This window comes from Streptantibioticus parmotrematis (assembly GCF_019890615.1).
Classification (GTDB): domain Bacteria; phylum Actinomycetota; class Actinomycetes; order Streptomycetales; family Streptomycetaceae; genus Streptantibioticus_D; species Streptantibioticus_D parmotrematis.
In genome coordinates, this window is the sequence record NZ_JAINVZ010000012.1 from 1 (window position 1) to 16,411 (window position 16,411).

Annotated in this window: 14 protein-coding genes and 1 tRNA gene; 11 read left to right on the forward strand and 4 right to left on the reverse strand. The window is 72.3% G+C overall.

Annotated elements, in window-relative coordinates; genetic code table 11:
• Positions 1 to 379: 379 nt before the first annotated feature.
• Both K7472_RS18190 and K7472_RS18195 read left to right on the forward strand, forming a co-directional pair.
• Entirely contained in the window at positions 380 to 553 is a 174-nt protein-coding gene (locus tag K7472_RS18190; RefSeq protein WP_222979671.1) for a helix-turn-helix transcriptional regulator, read from the forward strand.
• Positions 554 to 613: 60 nt separating this feature from the next.
• Positions 614 to 2,029 (forward strand): tyrosine-type recombinase/integrase, encoded by a 1,416-nt coding sequence (locus K7472_RS18195; RefSeq protein ID WP_222979363.1) that lies wholly within the window; start codon positions 614 to 616, stop codon positions 2,027 to 2,029.
• 157 nt (positions 2,030 to 2,186) lie between these two features.
• Here the strand turns inward: K7472_RS18195 and K7472_RS18200 are convergent.
• Positions 2,187 to 2,273 (reverse strand) — tRNA-Ser (locus tag K7472_RS18200).
• Between the two features lie 49 nt (positions 2,274 to 2,322).
• On the reverse strand, positions 2,323 to 3,837 hold the full coding sequence (locus K7472_RS18205; protein ID WP_308013970.1) for a S1C family serine protease: 1,515 nt from the start codon (positions 3,835 to 3,837) through the stop codon (positions 2,323 to 2,325).
• Between the two features lie 253 nt (positions 3,838 to 4,090).
• Between K7472_RS18205 and K7472_RS18210 the strand changes: the two genes are divergently transcribed.
• From K7472_RS18210 to K7472_RS18220, 3 genes are all read left to right on the forward strand, one after another.
• Positions 4,091 to 5,020, forward strand: a complete 930-nt coding sequence (locus K7472_RS18210; RefSeq protein ID WP_222979365.1) for a glycerophosphodiester phosphodiesterase — start codon at positions 4,091 to 4,093, stop codon at positions 5,018 to 5,020.
• Positions 5,021 to 5,267: 247 nt separating this feature from the next.
• Positions 5,268 to 5,957, forward strand: a complete 690-nt coding sequence (locus tag K7472_RS18215; RefSeq protein ID WP_222979367.1) for an ATP-binding protein — start codon at positions 5,268 to 5,270, stop codon at positions 5,955 to 5,957.
• Between the two features lie 171 nt (positions 5,958 to 6,128).
• On the forward strand, positions 6,129 to 7,109 hold the full coding sequence (locus tag K7472_RS18220) for a DUF5926 family protein (protein ID WP_222979370.1): 981 nt from the start codon (positions 6,129 to 6,131) through the stop codon (positions 7,107 to 7,109).
• A gap of 614 nt (positions 7,110 to 7,723) precedes the next feature.
• On the opposite strand, the gene K7472_RS18225 is transcribed toward K7472_RS18220, so the two are convergent.
• Positions 7,724 to 8,494 (reverse strand): bifunctional DNA primase/polymerase, encoded by a 771-nt coding sequence (locus tag K7472_RS18225; RefSeq protein WP_222979372.1) that lies wholly within the window; start codon positions 8,492 to 8,494, stop codon positions 7,724 to 7,726.
• Between the two features lie 785 nt (positions 8,495 to 9,279).
• Here K7472_RS18225 and K7472_RS18230 point away from each other — a divergent pair.
• Both K7472_RS18230 and K7472_RS18235 read left to right on the forward strand, forming a co-directional pair.
• Positions 9,280 to 10,827, forward strand: a complete 1,548-nt coding sequence (locus K7472_RS18230) for a PP2C family protein-serine/threonine phosphatase (protein ID WP_222979374.1) — start codon at positions 9,280 to 9,282, stop codon at positions 10,825 to 10,827.
• Positions 10,828 to 10,976: 149 nt separating this feature from the next.
• Positions 10,977 to 12,440 carry an aminopeptidase P family protein gene (locus tag K7472_RS18235; protein ID WP_222979375.1) on the forward strand — a complete coding sequence of 488 codons (1,464 nt, stop codon included), beginning with the start codon at positions 10,977 to 10,979 and terminating at the stop codon, positions 12,438 to 12,440.
• Positions 12,441 to 12,591: 151 nt separating this feature from the next.
• Here the strand turns inward: K7472_RS18235 and K7472_RS18240 are convergent, their stop codons facing one another.
• A complete protein-coding gene (locus K7472_RS18240; RefSeq protein ID WP_222979377.1) occupies positions 12,592 to 13,038 on the reverse strand; it encodes an ATP-binding protein in 447 nt (148 codons plus the stop codon).
• 206 nt (positions 13,039 to 13,244) lie between these two features.
• On the opposite strand from K7472_RS18240, the gene K7472_RS18245 reads away from it, so the two are divergent.
• From K7472_RS18245 to K7472_RS18260, 4 genes are all read left to right on the forward strand, one after another.
• Positions 13,245 to 14,072, forward strand: a complete 828-nt coding sequence (locus K7472_RS18245) for a hypothetical protein (RefSeq protein WP_252395840.1) — start codon at positions 13,245 to 13,247, stop codon at positions 14,070 to 14,072.
• A 139-nt stretch (positions 14,073 to 14,211) separates the two neighbouring features.
• A complete protein-coding gene (locus K7472_RS18250; protein ID WP_222979381.1) occupies positions 14,212 to 14,958 on the forward strand; it encodes a YcnI family protein in 747 nt (248 codons plus the stop codon).
• 173 nt (positions 14,959 to 15,131) lie between these two features.
• Positions 15,132 to 15,887 (forward strand): SCO family protein, encoded by a 756-nt coding sequence (locus K7472_RS18255; protein WP_222979382.1) that lies wholly within the window; start codon positions 15,132 to 15,134, stop codon positions 15,885 to 15,887.
• A complete protein-coding gene (locus K7472_RS18260) occupies positions 15,884 to 16,411 on the forward strand; it encodes a copper chaperone PCu(A)C (RefSeq protein WP_222979383.1) in 528 nt (175 codons plus the stop codon). Before K7472_RS18255 ends, K7472_RS18260 begins: the two co-directional genes overlap by 4 nt.

The following is a 16,411-nucleotide window of genomic DNA, read 5'->3' on the forward strand; positions in this document are numbered from 1 at the left end:
CGGGCGCGCGCCCCCCCCCCCCGCCCCCCCCCCCCCCCCCCCGCCTCACCCGCGCCGCCTGAAACCCCCAACCCGCTGACAGAACTGACACAACCCCCCACCCGGGCCGCTGACCTGCACAAACACCCAAGATCACGACTGTGACAAAACCTCCGGAAACTCTGACAGAACCCCGGCCCTCGGTCACCACCACCGGTTGACACAACCTCCGCCTGGAGGTTCTGTCAGAGTTTTTTGAGGTTTTGTCACGACACCCGAAACCACCAAACCCGCAGGTCAACCCGCCTTCGGCGAGGTTGTGTCAGTTCTGTCAGCCAAACCAGGGTTTCCGGCACGCCCCTCCGCCCGAGGAGACACCGTGCCCACCGCACAGCCCAAGATGCTGAAGCTTCCCGAAGTCCTCGCCGAACTCGACATGTCCCGAGCCGCCTTCTACCGCATGCGCGCTCGCGGCAAGGGGCCGCGGACCGTGAAGTTGCCGAACGGCCAGATCCGCGTACGCCGGTCGGAACTGGACCGGTGGCTTACCGCCCACGAAGAACTCATCGCCTGATCACACACGTCACGGGCCCCGCACCATCCTGCGGGGCCCGTCCTTGTCGAAGGAACCACGTTGCTGACCTACGACGTGCGTATCTGGGGTATCCGGAAGCGCAATAGCAAGTCCGCCCCGTTCCAACTCCGCTGGCTCGTCGGTGGCGAGCGTCACCAACAGCCTTTTTCCACGAGCGCCCTTGCTGACGGCCGCCGCGCCGAACTCAAGGAAGCGGTGCGAAGGGGAGAGCAGTTCGACACCGAGACCGGCCTGCCGGTCTCGGAGCTGCGTGAGCGGAACTCTCCGACCTGGTACGAACACGCCTGCGTTTACGCCATGATGAAGTGGCCGAAGGTCGCCGCGAAGCACCGCGCCAACATCGCCGAGGCGCTCGCGACCGTCACGCCGACCCTCGTGGCTCCCGCCAAGGCGAACCCACCGCCTCGGATGGTCCTTCGCCAGGCTCTCCTGTCCTGGGCCTTTCAGGCTGCTCGCGATGAGCACGGCCAACCGATCCGTGACGACGACGGAGTTCCGGTACCGCGAAAGGACCGCCAGGAGCCGCCACTGGAAATCGCGGAAGCACTCGCGTGGATCGCCCGGAACTCCCTCAAGGTGGCCGACCTCAATGACTCGGACGCGCTGCGCCGCGCACTCACCGCCTTGTCACTCAAGCTCGACGGCACCCAGGCCGCAGAGAACACCGTGAGGCGAAAGCACACGGTGTTCAGCAACGCCCTCCGCTATGCCGTCGAACGCGACCTCCTGAAGGCCAATCCGTTGGCCCGGATCGACTGGGAGCCACCCGCCACGGATGACGAAGTGGACTTCCGCTACGTGCCGAATCCACGGCAGATGAAGGCCCTGCTGGAAGGGGTCCGGGAACAGGGAGCACGCGGAGAGCACCTGTACGCGTTCTTCGGGTGCATGTACTACGCCGCCATGCGCCCGTCCGAGGTCTGCCAACTCGTGAAGCGGGACTGCAAACTCCCCGAGACCGGCTGGGGCGAACTCATCCTTCACAAGAGCCGTCCCGAGGTGGGCGCGGCCTGGACGGACGACGGCACGTCCTACGAGATCCGCGGACTCAAGCGCCGGGCCCGGAAGTCGACGCGCCCGGTTCCGATCCCGCCTGTCCTGGTGGCCATGCTGCGCGACCACTTGAAGACGTACGGGACCGCGCCAGACGGACGCCTCTTCACGGCCGTTGAAGGTGGCCGCGTCCGGTCGACCGAGTACACCGAGGTCTGGCAGGAAGCCAGGGTGCACGCGCTGCCGGAGGAGGAGGTGGCCACTCCGCTGGCGGACGTTCCGTACGCCGCGCGGAAGGCCGGCATCTCCCTGTGGATCAAAGCGGGGGTGGATCCGGTGGAGGTCGCACGCCGCGCGGGTCACAGCCTCGCCGTGCTCTACAAGTTCTACGCGAGGATCCTCCGCGGCTGGCAGGAGCGCTCGAACGAACTGATCGAGGGCGAGTTGAACGGAGGGGAGTAGTCGCAGGTCGGCCAGGCTCGGAAGCTTGGCCGCAGGTTGGCCGCACACGCTGATCCACGGCGGGATACGGGCGGTACGAGGTGAGACAATGAGCAGGTGGGCGGGGGTCCCGGATTGCTCCGGGACCCCCGCCCACCTGGCAAAACGTCTACCTGCGCGGAGGGTGTGGGATTTGAACCCACGGTGGCGTTGCCGCCACGACAGTTTTCAAGACTGTTCCCTTAGGCCGCTCGGGCAACCCTCCCCGTTCCGGACGTGCCGGAACGGGGACAGCCTAGCCGGTTCGGGCGGGGTCAGTCGCTGTCGCCTTTGCGCTCGCCGAGGGTGACCGTGGTCGTGCTGGTCTTGCCGCCGCGCTCGTACGTGACCTGGACCTGGTCGCCCGGGCGGTGCTGCCAGATCGCGCCGATCAGGGTCGGGCCGCTGTCGATCAGTGTGTCGCCGAACTTCGTGATGACGTCGCCCGGCTTCAGGCCCGCCTTGTCCGCCGGACCGCCCGCGGTGATCGCGGAGCCGCCGTTCGCACCGCTGGTGGAGATCTGCGCGCCCTGGCCGTCGTAGTTCATGTTCACCGACATGCCCATGATCGCGTACACCGGCGTGCCGGTCTTGATCAGCGTGTCGGCCACGTAGCGGGCCTCGTCGATCGGGATGGCGAAGCCCAGGCCGATGCTGCCGGACTGGGTCGTCGTGCCGCCGCCGAACGGGTCGCTGCTGCCGCTGTTGGTCGACTGGATCGCGGAGTTGATGCCGATCACATCGCCGCTGGCGTTCAGCAGCGGACCGCCGGAGTTGCCCGGGTTGATCGACGCGTCCGTCTGGAGCGCGCTCATGTACGACGAGGGCGAACCCTGGCCGTCACTGGAGGCGACCGGGCGGTTCTTGGCGCTGACGATGCCCGTGGTGACCGTGCCGGACAGGCCGAAGGGCGCGCCGATCGCGATCGCGGAGTCGCCCACCGCGACCTTGTCGGAGTCGCCGAGCGGCAGCGGCGTCAGCTTCACGCCGCCCGCGTTCTTCAGCTTGACCACGGCGACGTCGTAGCCCTGGGCGCGTCCGACGACCTCGGCGTCGTACGTCTTGCCGTTGGAGAACGTGACGGTGAGCTTGCCGCCGTTCGCCGCCGGGGCGACCACGTGGTTGTTGGTGAGGATGTGGCCCTGGGTGTCGTAGACGAACCCGGTGCCCGTGCCGCTCTCCTGGCTGCCGCTGGCGTTGATCGTGACGACGCTGGGCAGCGCGCGGTTCGCTATGCCGGCGACCGAGGTGGGCGCGCGGTTGAGGTCCTTGGGGTTGGCGCCGGCTGACACCGTCGTGTCGCCGTTGCGGTTCGCCGCCCAGTAGCCGATGCCGCCGCCGACGCCGCCCGCGACCAGCGCGGCCACGATGACCGCGGCCACCAGACCCGCCGCGCCGCGCCGGGGCTTCGGCTCGGGCGAGGGGTTGAGCGCGTAGGCGCCGTACGGGGCCTGGGGGCCCTGCGGACCGCCGTCGTACGGCCCCGCGGGGGCGACGCCGGGGGCCGGGGGCGCGGAGAAGGCGGACGGCCGCACGGGCGGCGTCTGCGCCGTCGGCGCGCCGGCCGGGTCCTGCGGGGCGTTCGCGTACGGGCCGCCCTCGGGAGTGCCGGTCCCGGGGGTGCCGGTCCCGGGCGCGTTCGCGGCGGGGGGCGTCGGCTGCCCGTCGGGGACAGTGGGCATCTGAGCGGTCTCGCGAGGCTGCTCCGAGACGCCCGGCTCGCCCTCCGCGGGACGGGCCGTGCCGTCCTGACCGGAGGCCGGGAGGCCGCCCTCGTTCTCGGTGCTCACAGCTGTGTCTCCTCGAAGATGCGCGATCGGTCGGTGAGTTGGGACGGTACGGGACGGCGTGCGGGGCACACCGTCCCGGGGGAAAGGTAGCCGTGGACAGCTTTTCCCACGGGGTGTCGGACCACCGTAAGCAGGGCGCGCGCCCTCGGCCCGGTTCTTTTAGATCAGGCAGTTCGGGCATACCAGATATCTCGGGCAAGTCGCGCGTGTTCGGGCTGCGCCCGGGTCCGTCCGGCGGTGGCACCATAGCCCGGTGAGCTATGCGTACGCCGCCGGGGAGGCCCTGCCCGCCGCCGCCATCCAGGTCGTCGCACACCGCGGCGCGTCCCAGGAGGAGCCGGAACACACCCTGGCCGCCTACCGCAAGGCGATCGAGGACGGCGCCGACGCGCTGGAGTGCGACGTACGGCTCACCGCGGACGGCCACCTGGTGTGCGTCCACGACCGCCGCGTCAACCGCACGTCCAACGGCCGCGGCGCGGTCTCCGCGCTGGAACTGTCCGAACTCGCCGCCCTCGACTTCGGCTCCTGGAAGGGCGGCTCCGACGGGACGACGGACGACCTGACGGACGGCGGCGACGACGACGGCGACGACGGCGAGACGCCGGACTGGGAACGCTGGACGGCCGACCCGGCGGAACGCAGCTCCGTCCTGACCCTGGAACGCCTCCTGGAACTCGTCGTGGACGCCGACCGCCGGGTCGACCTCGCCATCGAGACCAAGCACCCGACGCGCTGGGCGGGGCAGGTCGAGGAACGGCTGCTGGAGACGTTGCGGCGCTTCGGCCTCGACCGCCCGGGCGGCGGCGAACGGTCCGGCGAACGGTTCGGCGAACGCTCCGGAACGCGGCCCGAGGTGCGGGTGATGAGCTTCTCGCCGCGCTCCCTGCGCCGCGTCCGCATGGCGGCGCCCACACTGCGGACCGTCTATCTGATGAGTTACGTACTGCCGCGTTACCGGGACGGACGGCTTCCGGTCGGCGTCGGCATCGCGGGCCTCGGCGTTCGCGTGCTGCGCGCCAACCCCGGTTACGTGGCGCGACTGCGCAGGGCGGGACACCGGGTGCACGTGTGGACCGTCGACGAGCCGCGCGACGTGGAGTTGTGCGTACGGCTCGGCGTCGACGCGATCATCACCAACCGCCCGAAGCAGGTGCTGACCCAACTCGGCCGCACGGCTTGACCGCGCCGCACGGCTTGACTCCGCTGCCCGCCGCCGGTGCCTGCTGCCGGCCGTTCATCGCCTGCCACCCGCTGTCCGCCGTTCATCGCCTGCCGCCTGCCGCCCGTCGTTCATCACCCGCCTCCCGCCGATTCCCTTTTCCTTCCGTGGGGCGAGTCCGTTTTCCCTCCGTAGGGCGACTCCGTTTTCCTTCCGCTTCGTGCCGCGGGAGCACTCCGGCGCGTTCGGTCGTGTTCGGCCGGTGAAAGTGCGCCAACGGAATGTGAATGGCCTGTTTCCGGTCGAGTCCCCCGGGGCATCCAACTCGTGGCGTGGGGTGAAGGAGGTAGCGGGGGTGGCGTTCGTGGTAGCCGAAGAGGTGCCGACGTCCTCGGCCATGGCTCTGCCCCATGGCCCGGCGGGCGTGGGGCACGCGCGACGACGACTGCGCGAGGAGCTGTGCCGTCGTGGCGCGCCGGACACGGTCGTGGACGACGCGGTTCTGATCATTTCCGAACTGCTCAGCAACGCGTGCCGGCACGGCAGACCGATCGACGACGGCGACCGGGAGCCGGGGATACGGGCCGCGTGGCGGTTCGACGGCGACGGCCTGCTCACCCTTGAGGTGACCGACGGCGGCGGTCCGACCCGTCCCCTGCCGTCCTCCCCCTCCCTGACCGCGCGCGGCGGCCGCGGTCTCGGCATCGTCGGCACGCTGTCACTCGACTGGGGCGTCAAGGACGCACCGGGCGAGGTGACGGTCTGGGCGGTGCTCCCGGTGCGCGGCCGTCACGCGCGGCGTGAAGGCGTCGCCCCGCGCGGGGTGTCGTCGCTGCTGGGCGCGGTCCCGGCGGAGGCGCTGCCGGAGGCGGACGGATTCGCCGACGCGGAGCTGTTCGGCACGGCGGTCGCCGACGCGCTGCCGCGCTTCGGCGGATTCCTCGACGATCTGGGCTGACCCGGCCACGACCTGGGCCGACCCGGACCCGACTCAGGACCGGGCCACGCCCGGAGGCCGCGAGCGGCACGCTCCCGCCTCCCGGCCACCGGACCGCGTCTGCGTCGTACGGGCCCCGCGGAGCACTAGGCTCACGCCGACACGTAACGCTCACGCGGGAGACACCCAGTCATGGCCAAGAAGCGCACCCACACCAAGGACCGCAGTCCGGCAGCCCAGCGCGGTGACGGCCGGATTCCGGTCGTCGGGGCGCGCGAGCCCTGCCCCTGCGGTTCCGGCCGCCGCTACAAGGCCTGCCACGGCCGCGAGGCCGCGCACGCCGTCACCGAGCTGGTCCGCCGCCCCTTCGAAGGGCTGCCGGGGGAGTGCGACTGGGTGGCGCTGCGCGAACTGGTCCCAGCGGCCACCGTCGAGCTGACGCTGAAGGACGCGCTGCCCGAGGGCGTGCCGTCGGTGACGCTGGCGACCGTGCTGCCGATGGCGTGGCCCGCGTTGCGCCGCGACACCGGCGAGGTGCTGCTCGGGCTGCAGAACGACACCGCCTCCGGTGACCTCAGCCGCGACCTCGGCGGCACGCTGCGCCGCGCGCTGACCGCCGAGTCCGGCCATCCGGTCGAGGCCGGTCGGCCCGACCCCGCCTCGCCCCGGTTGCAGGATCTGCTGGACACCTCCGTGCCGTTCACGCCGCAGGTGCACACCGGGTTCGAGTTCTGGCTCGGTGGTCCCGAGGAGGCGGCGAACGCGACCGGCGAGGTGGCCGCCTCCCTGGAGCGGGCGAACGAGGCCGCGCTGCCGACCGTGCGGCTGACCGGAGTTGACGCCGCGTACTGGTGCGCGACGCCGGAGAAGAACCACCTGCGCTGGGTCATGCCGCAGCCCGAGGAGCAGCTGCTCGACGCACTGGCCCGGCTGCACGTGGCCGGCGCGTCCTCGCTGGGCGACGACACCCGCCTGGTCGGCTCGTTCCGGGCGCACGGCCTCATGGTGCCGGTGTGGGACCTGCCGGTGAGCACTCGCGCGGACGAGATCGAGAAGCCCGCCGCCGCCTTCCACGAGCGGCTCGGTGAGGCGCTGGGCTCGACCACCGCGCTGACCGCCGAGGAGCGGCGGGCCCGCAGCGGCCTGGCGAACCGGCAGATCACCTTGAGCTGATCGCCTTGAGCCGATCACGCTGGGCCTGAGCCGATCACCTTGAGCCGATCACGCTGAGCCGGTGACCCTGAGCCGATCACGCCGAGCCGGTGACCCGGAGCCGGACCGCCGGGGGCGCATCACGTCCACCACGACGTGATTCCCGTCACAGGGCGTCAATTTCCCCGTCGAATACGGTCTTTGGGGTCGTCGGCGAATTTGCGAACGGCCCATCTCTTGTTACCGTTGATTGGAGCCCGGTCGCTGGTGCATCCCCCGTCGCCAGCGACCGGGCCTTTCCATGTCCGGGCGCGTTGGACCGTACCAGCGGTCGCGCCGGTCCCGGAACCGGAGTTCACAGCATCGGCACAGGTCATGCCCCCGGTGGGCGCGCGGTGACCGTGCGGGGCCTGGCGGTGGTGCGCGGCGGCGCCGAGCGGGAGCATCGCGGCCAGTGCCACGACGCTCGCCAGGGCGGTCATGCGCAGATGCGGCGCCTGTTCCACGGTGACCACCTGCCCGGCCTCAGGGGGAGCTTGGTGATCAGAACATAACGGGCACGACCCCGCCGTTCCGCCGATCATCACGCCGCCGCCCCGCGCCGCACCGGCTCTCACACTCGTACGAGTGAATCGTCAGTACGCGAGGCGGTTCTCGTCCGGCTCCCGGGTGCCCGCCGCCACCAGGCTGTCGACGACGACCTCGATCCTCGGCAGCCATGGCGCGGAGCCGCCCGGCCCCGGCTGCGGGGCGCGCTCCCAGCCGACGCCGCCGGAGGCGATCCGCGACGGCGGCAGCACCAGGTAGCCGCCGCGTCCGTGGTACCGCAGCGAGGAGGGCACCCACTCGTGCCGGTCGAGCAGCTCGCCCAACTCCGCCAGCTCATAAGGCGCGACGAGCAGCGCGCAGCGGGTGGGCGTGGCGACGACCGGGCCGAGCCGCACCCCCATCCGCTCCAGGGCGCGCAGCGCGCGGACCCCGGCGGTGGCGGGCAGGCTGACCGCGGAGACCGTCCCACCGGTGGCCAGCAGTACGGGCGCGTCGGGCCGGCGGGTCCACCACCACTCGACCATCCGGGCGTCCGTGGTGGCCGCCAGCAGCCCCGGGTCGTGCGGGTGCGCGCCGGGGACCGCGCAGTCAGGGTGCGGGCAGGCGCAGACGTGCGCGGGCGGGCCGTCGCCCGGCGCGTCCGGCGTCGCGTCCTCCTCGGGCGGATAGGCGGCCGTGCGCTCGCGCTCCGCGCCGCGTGCGCCGAGGGCCTCCGCGCGCCGGTCGAGCCCCACCCCCGGCAGTACCGGCCACTGCCACCGCGTGGCGCACAGCAGCGCCGTGTCCAGCGGCTGCGACCCCTTCTGCCGCCTGGACCCCATGAACCACCTGCGTCGCCTTCCGAGGATCTCGCGCATCAGCGCTCGTTCCTTTCCGTGAACGCTTGGATCTGCCCGTTACCGCTAACCAGTACCGCGACCAACCAGTACCGCGACTCCCCCATGAGGGCAGCACACCGCCGTGCAAGGCAGCGCATCACGCCGTGGCCCGGGCGTGAAACGTGGCGGGGGGTGGCGCTCACATGGCTCTTGACTCTCAGTGGCGCTGGATCGTCCATGGTTCCGCAGGTGTAGCGGGCCCCGCCTCGCCGCCAGTGAACCGGCCGTCTTCGTGTAGGACGCGCGGGCCGGGCAACGGGTTCCTGCCACTTGGCCGCCGCTTCGGTTCCGCGGCGCAAGCCCGCCCGTACCGGCGCGGAATGCCCGCCGGTCCGGCCGGGGCGGCCGACCGGGGTGCCGGAACAAGGACCGGACCGGTCGGGTGGCCTCGCTGCCTGTCCCACCTCGTACGTACCCGCCGACGCGGATATGACGCGCTGTCGAATGCCCTCAGTCGACCGCGAATTGACGTCTGAGGAGGCTGTTTTCGGTCATCGTACGCCTGTTGGCGCCCAGATCGCCCCCGAGGCGCGTGGTGTGCGAGACACCCCTGTGGCTACCTGCGCAATCCTGGACATGTCCTCTTCCATGCGTGTACAAGGGAGGTATTGATAGCGGCGCAACATGACATGGGGGTTTGCGATGCTATTGACGGAAAAGGGCAGTTCGCCGACGACCCCGACCGGCGCCTTGAAATGCCGTGAAAACAGGAGAAATCCGGGCATCCCGTGTGGTGTGCGGATTCATCCGGGAAGTCCCCGCTCATGACCGCGGCCCGCCTTCCGAAAGTGGCCGGAATCGACCAGGCCATTAGCGATGTCGCAGACACTGACGCGCGTGCGAAGGCGCAGCGGCCCGATCACGAGGCCGGTTCCCCGGCCGACCCCGTCCCCGCACCGCCCCCCTCCGCCGCGACGGCCAGCGGAACCGTCCTGGTCACCCGCACCGTGCCGGCCCCGGGCGGCAGTGCCGGGGCGCTCGACGACTTCGCGGAGATCGTCCGCCCGTTCGAGCAACTCGCCGTGATCCAGGACCGGCTGGCGTCCTGGGTCTCCGACCTCACCACCCTGCACGAACTGACCGAGCGGCTCACCGCGACCACCACCCTCGACGCCGCACTGCACGAACTGCTGCGCACCGGCGCGAGCCTGGTGGGCGCCCGCCGCGGCCTCGTCGTGCTCCACCCCTCCGACGGGCTCGGCCCGCGCACCTCGCTCGGATTCGGCCTGCTCCGTTCCGACCTCGGCACCATCGAGACCGTGCCGCCCGACTCCGCCGTCCACGGGCACCTGCTGGACAGCGCGGCCGACGACGCGCCCGACGAGATGATCCACCCGGACCTCGCCGACGAGCAGGGGCTCGACGCGCGCCACCGCGAGGTCGCCGCGCAGCTCGGCTTCGCCGCCAGCTACGGACTGCGGCTGGCCACCGCCTCCGCGCGCCTCGGCGCGGTCGTCTGGCTCTACGACGAGCCCGCCCGGCCCACCGACCGCCAACGCCACCTGGTGGGCCTGTACGTGCGGTACGCAGCCGAGCACATCGCCCGCCGGCTCGACCTGGCCAGGGCGCTGTCCACGGTCGCCGTCCTGCGCGAGGAACTGCTGCCCAGCAGGCTGCCCCGGGTGCCCGGAGTGCGGATGGCGGTGCGGCACCGCACGTCCGCGCACGGCGGCGGCGACTGGTACGACGCGCTGCCGCTGCCCGAGGCGGCGCTCGGGCTGTCGGTCGGCAGCGTGACCGGCTCCGGGCCGAGCGCGATCGCCGCGATGGGCCGACTGCGCGCGTCACTGCGGGCGTACGCGGTGATGGAGGGCGAGGACCCGGTCGCCGTGCTGTCCGACCTCGAACTGCTCCTGCGCGTCACCGAACCGGCCCGGAGCGCCACCGCGCTGTTCGCCTACGTCGAACCGGCCGCCCGCAGGCTGCTGCTGGCCGGAGCCGGGCACTGCCCCCCGCTGGTGGTCGGCGAGCGGCGGGCGGAGTACGTGGAGACCACGCTGTCCGCGCCGCTGGGGATGCTCAGCTGCTGGGAGGCGCCCAGCGTGGAGTTCACCGCGGCCCGTGGCGAAACCGTCCTGCTCTACACCGACGGGCTGCTGCACCGCACCGGCGAACCGGTCGACCGGGCCTTCGCGATGCTGCACGCCGCCGCGGCCAACGCCCCGCGCTCCGCGCTGGAGGACCCCGAACTCCTCGTCGACCACGTGCTGCGCGCCTGCCTGCCGCCGCGCGACGACGCGGATGCCCGCGATCCGCTGGGCGGTGCCACGGGCGAGGACGACGTGGTGCTGCTGGCGGCGCGGTTCGACTGAGCCCGGCCGCACAAGAACTCAGGGCGCCGCCGCCCCCGAGCCTTGTCGTCCCTGGTGGGAAGCGGTTTCCGGAGAGTTATCCACAGGGCCGGCAAGGGGCTTCTCGTACGCGCTTACGATGGGGGCGTCTAGTGCGAGGAGGCATTGACGTGGCTGAGGACCGAGCCCAGGAGACTCCGGAGACCCCGGAGGGCGACGAGCCCATCAAGCAGCGCAAGAACGGCCTGTACCCGGCCGTCTCCGACGAGCTGGCGGCTTCGATGAAGTCGGGCTGGGCGGACACCGAGCAGCGCGACCTGGAGCCGATCGCCCAGGCGCCGCACACCGCGCGTCGGCGCGCCGCGCTGTCCGCGCGGTTCCCGGGCGAGCGGCTGGTGATCCCGGCGGGCAACCTGCGGACCCGGTCCAACGACACCGAGTACCCCTTCCGCGCCTCGTCGGAGTACGTGCACCTGACCGGTGACCAGACCCACGACGCCGTGCTGGTGCTGGAGCCGACCACGACCGGCCATGACGCGACCGCCTACCTGCTGCCGCGTTCCGACCGGGAGAACGGCGAGTTCTGGCTCGACGGCCAGGGCGAGCTGTGGGTCGGCCGCCGCCACAGCCTGGCCGAGGGCGCGCAGCTGCTCGGCATCCGCTGCGAGGACGTGCGCACCCTTCCTGAGCGGCTCGCCGCCGCCACCGGTCCCGTCCGCGTCGTACGCGGCCAGGACGAGGGCATCGAGGCGGCGCTGACCGACAAGGTCACCGCCGAGCGCGACGAGGAATTCAAGACCTTCCTGAGCGAACTGCGCCTGGTCAAGGACGAGTGGGAGCTCGGCGAGCTGCGACACGCGGTGGACTCCACCGTTCGCGGCTTCGAGGACGTGGTGAAGGTCCTGGACCGCGCCGAGGCCACCTCCGAGCGGTACATCGAGGGCACCTTCTTCCTGCGCGCCCGCGTCGAGGGCAACGACGTCGGCTACGGCAGCATCTGCGCCGCCGGCCCGCACGCCACCACGCTGCACTGGGTGCGCAACGACGGCCCGGTGCGCTCCGGCGACCTCCTCCTGCTGGACGCGGGCGTGGAGACCACCTCCCTCTACACCGCCGACGTCACCCGGACGCTGCCGATTTCCGGCACGTACACCGACCTCCAGCGCACGATCTACGACGCGGTGTACGAGGCGCAGGAGGCCGGCATCGCCGCCGTGCGCCCCGGCGCGAAGTACCGCGACTTCCACGACGCCGCGCAGCGCGTGCTCGCCACCCGCCTGGTCGAGTGGGGCCTCGTCGAGGGCCCGGTCGAGCGTGTCCTGGAACTCGGCCTCCAGCGCCGCTGGACCCTGCACGGCACCGGCCACATGCTCGGCCTCGACGTCCACGACTGCGCCCGGGCGCGCACCGAGTCGTACGTGGACGGCACCCTGGAGCCGGGCATGGTGCTCACCGTCGAGCCGGGGCTGTACTTCCAGGCCGACGACCTGACCGTCCCGGCCGAGTACCGCGGCATAGGCGTCCGGATCGAGGACGACATCCTGGTGACGGAGGACGGCAACCGCAATCTGTCCGCCGCCCTGCCCCGCCGCTCCGCGGACGTCGAGGCCTGGATGCGCGACCTGCGCGCCTGATCCCCGGGCCCCCGCGCAACGGGCCGGACCGCCGCCGCCTTCGGGCATCGCGCGGTCCGGTCCGCCGCGCGTCAGGGCGCCTCGGCCGGACGGCGGAACGTCTTCGTCAGAACGCCTCGACCGGGCGGCGGAACGTCCTCGGCCCCGCGCGTCAGGACGCCTTCAGCAGCGCCCCGTCGCGCCACTTGAGCACCTTGTCGAAGCTCACGACCGCGCCGCGGCCCGGGCGGTTCTGGAACTGCACGTGGTCCACGAGCGCCTCGATGAGGAACATCCCCCGGCCGTGCTCGGCCTGCTGGGGCCTGCTGGGCAGCGCCCGCACCGGACGCCGCTCCAGGCTGGGGGTGAACCCCGGGCCGGAGTCGATCACCTCGATGCGGCAGCGGTCGCCCTCGATGTGCGCGGTGACGCGGTAGTCGCCGCCGCTCGTCCCCGCGTGCTCGACGGCGTTGGCGCAGGCCTCGGACAGGGCGACGCACAGGTCGTAGGAGATGTCGGGGTCGACGCCCGCGGTCTCCATGGTGCCCAGCAGCAGTCGGCGGGCGAGCGGCACGCTCGCGGCCTCGCGCCGCAAGTGCAGAGACCACCAGATGCTCATGCTCCAGCCTCCCGAGCCCAGCTCGACATACGGTTACGTATTGCCGCGAAGGCCACCCGGTAAGCGTGGTGTTGACGGGATGCCGCTCATTCGGCGGATGCGTGGGCCCGGCGTACGGGAGTAAAGGGACACCGCACGCGCACCCGCGCGAGCCGGGCACCCTGCCGTAAGGGGGCCTGGGGGCGGGTGGGATGATGACGCCCGCCATGTCTGCCCCCTCGCGCGCCGCCGCCGATCTGCGACTGATGAGGGCCGCGGTGTTCGCCGCGGTCTGCGTCACGCTGTCCGCGGCCGGGCACGCGATGGCCTCCGGCGGGCCGATACCGCTGTGGACCCTGCTGGCCGGCTGGGCCGCGGTGTTCGCCGTGGCCGCCTCGCTGGCCGGGCGGGAACGCTCGCTGCCCGGGATCGCGGCACTGCTGCTCGTCGGCGAACTGGCGTTGCACCTGCTCTTCAGCGCCGGCCAATGGTGCGCCGCGAGCGCGTCGAACGCGGTCGGCACGGGCGGGGGCCAGTCGCAGCGGGTGATGGCGCTGGCCGCCCGGCTGGTCTGCCACGCGCAGGGGCTGCGCCTGACGCCCGATGACGCGGAGCGGCTGCTGCGGCAGGCCGGGATCGACCCGTCGTCGGCGCTCCCCTCACCCCCGGCCATGCCCGGTATGCCGTGGATGTCCATGGCGCCCGGAGGTTCGGGCGCGCACGCGGCGTGCGGGATGTGGACGCCGTCGATGCTGCTGGGCCACCTCGCCGCCGCGGTCATAGCCGGCTGGGTGCTGCGGCGCGGTGAGGCCGCGTTGTGGCGCCTGGTGCGGCTGGCCGCCTCCGGTGCCGCCGGTGCGCGGGCCGTGCTGCCGCGGCTGCGCGACGCGTTCGCCGCCGCGGCCGCGCTGGCCGCGCTGCTGGCGGGCCTGTTCGCCGAACGCCGCGCCGCTCGCGTCCGCGCCGCGGGGGAGACCCCGCGCCGCCCGCGTTCCGCGGCGCTCCAGCACACGGTGATCCGGCGCGGACCACCCGCCATGGCCCTCGCGGCCTGAGCGCAGCCGCCCGCGGACCCGTACTCCACCCGATCGGTGCGAGTGACGACGTACGTCCTGGGGACCGGCCGCCGCACTCGCCGCGCGCCTCGTGCCACCCAGGAAACCCGTCACCCACGACCCGTGGAGTCCGTTCCCCATGAGCATTCCGCGCACCCGCGCGTTCAAGCGCCTCTCGGCCGTCGCCGCGGCCACCGGCGCGACCGTCCTGCTGGTCGCCGCCCCCGCGTTCGCCCACGTGACCGTCTCGCCGACGACCGCGCCCAAGGGCAGCTACAGCACCGTGGCGTTCAAGGTCCCGAACGAGGAGGACAACGCCGACACCACCAAGCTCCAGGTGTTCTTCCCCGCGGACGAGCCGCTGGCCTCGGTGGAGGTCCAGCCGGTGCCGGGCTGGACGGCGACGGTCACCAAGACCAAGCTGGCCAAGCCGATCACCACCGACGACGGGCAGGTCACCGAGGCGGTGTCGTCGATCACCTGGAGCGGCGGCGCGATCAAGCCGGGCGAGTTCCAGCAGTTCCCGGTCGCTCTCGGGCCGCTGCCGACGAACACCGGCAAGCTCACCTTCAAGGCGTTGCAGACCTACGGCACCGACCAGGTCGTGCGCTGGATCGACATCCCGCAGGCGGGCCAGGCGGAACCGGCCCACCCCGCGCCGACGCTGACCCTGACCGCCGCCGGATCCGACGCGGCCGCCACCGCGCCGGCCGCGCAGACCACCGCCGCCAAGCAGGGCTCCGGCTCCGGCGGCAGCGACGACACCGCCCGGACACTGGCCGTCGTGGGCATCGTGCTCGGTGCGGCGGGCGTCGGCTACGGGGTCTTCGCCGGTCGACGACGCGGCGGCGCGGGCCCGGACTCCGGCGCCGGGACCACCGCCTGACCACGCCGCCGGACCGGGCGGTGCCGTCGTCGGACCCGATGGTCCCGTAGCGCCGCCCGACCCTCCGTCGGCCGAACCGGTCCGCGCGAGCCCCTCGCTCCGTACGGGGAGACCCGCCGTGCGACGCTCGCGCGGACCGGCCTCACGCAGCCTCCCACCTGGGGAAACACCTGATGCTCTCTTCTTCCGCCTCCCGTAGGACCCGATCCGCCTCCCGCGAGGCCCGTTCCACCGCCCGTGGATCCCGTTCCACCACTCGTGGATCCCGTTCCACCGCCCGTGCGCCGCGGCTCGTCGCCGGGGCGGCGCTGGTCGCCGCCGCCGCGTTCACGCTGACCGCGTGCGGCGGGTCGAACGACGCCGACCAGCCGGTGGCCCAGGTCTCGGCGTCCGCCACCTCGGCGGCCGTCAGCCTCGACCAGCCCTTCGCCAAGCCGAACCTGACGCTGACCGACTCCGACGGCAAGCCGTTCGACCTCGCCAAGGAGACCGCGGGCAAGCCGACGCTGCTCTACTTCGGCTACACCCACTGCCCCGACGTCTGCCCGACCACGATGTCCGACATCGCGGAGGCCAAGCGCAGCCTGCCCCAGGCCGAGCAGGCCGAGGTCCGGGTGGTGTTCGTGAGCACCGACCCGACCCGCGACACCCCGCAGCGCCTCAAGGCGTGGCTCGGCGCGCAGGATCCCAGCTTCATCGGGCTGACCGGCGACTTCTCCACCATCCAGGCCGCCGCCCGGAGCCTGGGCGTCGCGGTCGAGAAGCCGGTGAAGCAGAAGGACGGCAGCTACGCCGTCACGCACGGCGCGGAGGTCTTCGCCTTTTCCCCCAAGGACGGCAAGGCGCACTTCCTCTACACCTCCGGGGTCAGCGTCAGCGACTACGAGCAGGGCCTCAAGGCGCTGGTGAAGGGGGGTGTCCCGTCGTGAAGCAGCAGTCCGAGCGGCTTTCGCAGCAGTCCACGCCCGGCCGTCTCCCGCGACGCCTCCGCCCGAGGCCCGCGCTCGTCACCGCCGTCGCGGGCAGTGCCCTGTGCGCACTCGCGCTGAGCGCCTGCGGCGGGCCCGCCTCCGCCGACGCCGAGCCCAAGCTCGCCGTCAGTGGCGCCTACGTGCCCCAGCCACCGATGGCCGACATGGCGGCCGGCTACTTCACGGTGACCAACACCGGCGGACGCGCCGACGCGCTCACCTCCGTGACCAGCGACGCCGCGTCCAGCCTCACGCTGATGCGGACCACGTCGGACGGCGAGATGCAGGGCGTGAAGTCCCTGCCGATACCGGCGAACGGCAAGCTCACCCTCAGCACCGGCGGCAACCACCTGATGCTGATGGGCCTCAAGCGCAAGCCGACCGCGGGGCAGTCCGTCACCTTCGAACTGCACTTCGCCAAGTCCGCCCCGCTGTCGGTGCGCGTTCCCGTGGAGCCCGCGACGTACCAGCCGAAGGGCTGA

Coding starts and splice junctions, on each gene's coding strand:
- K7472_RS18255 (WP_222979382.1), top strand. CDS start 15,132: ATGCTCTCTTCTTCCGCCTCCCGTAGGACCCGATCCGCCTCCCGCGAG.
- K7472_RS18225 (WP_222979372.1), bottom strand. CDS start 8,494: ATGCGCGAGATCCTCGGAAGGCGACGCAGGTGGTTCATGGGGTCCAGG.
- K7472_RS18245 (WP_252395840.1), top strand. CDS start 13,245: ATGTCTGCCCCCTCGCGCGCCGCCGCCGATCTGCGACTGATGAGGGCC.
- K7472_RS18240 (WP_222979377.1), bottom strand. CDS start 13,038: ATGAGCATCTGGTGGTCTCTGCACTTGCGGCGCGAGGCCGCGAGCGTG.
- K7472_RS18230 (WP_222979374.1), top strand. CDS start 9,280: ATGACCGCGGCCCGCCTTCCGAAAGTGGCCGGAATCGACCAGGCCATT.
- K7472_RS18250 (WP_222979381.1), top strand. CDS start 14,212: ATGAGCATTCCGCGCACCCGCGCGTTCAAGCGCCTCTCGGCCGTCGCC.
- K7472_RS18220 (WP_222979370.1), top strand. CDS start 6,129: ATGGCCAAGAAGCGCACCCACACCAAGGACCGCAGTCCGGCAGCCCAG.
- K7472_RS18190 (WP_222979671.1), top strand. CDS start 380: ATGCTGAAGCTTCCCGAAGTCCTCGCCGAACTCGACATGTCCCGAGCC.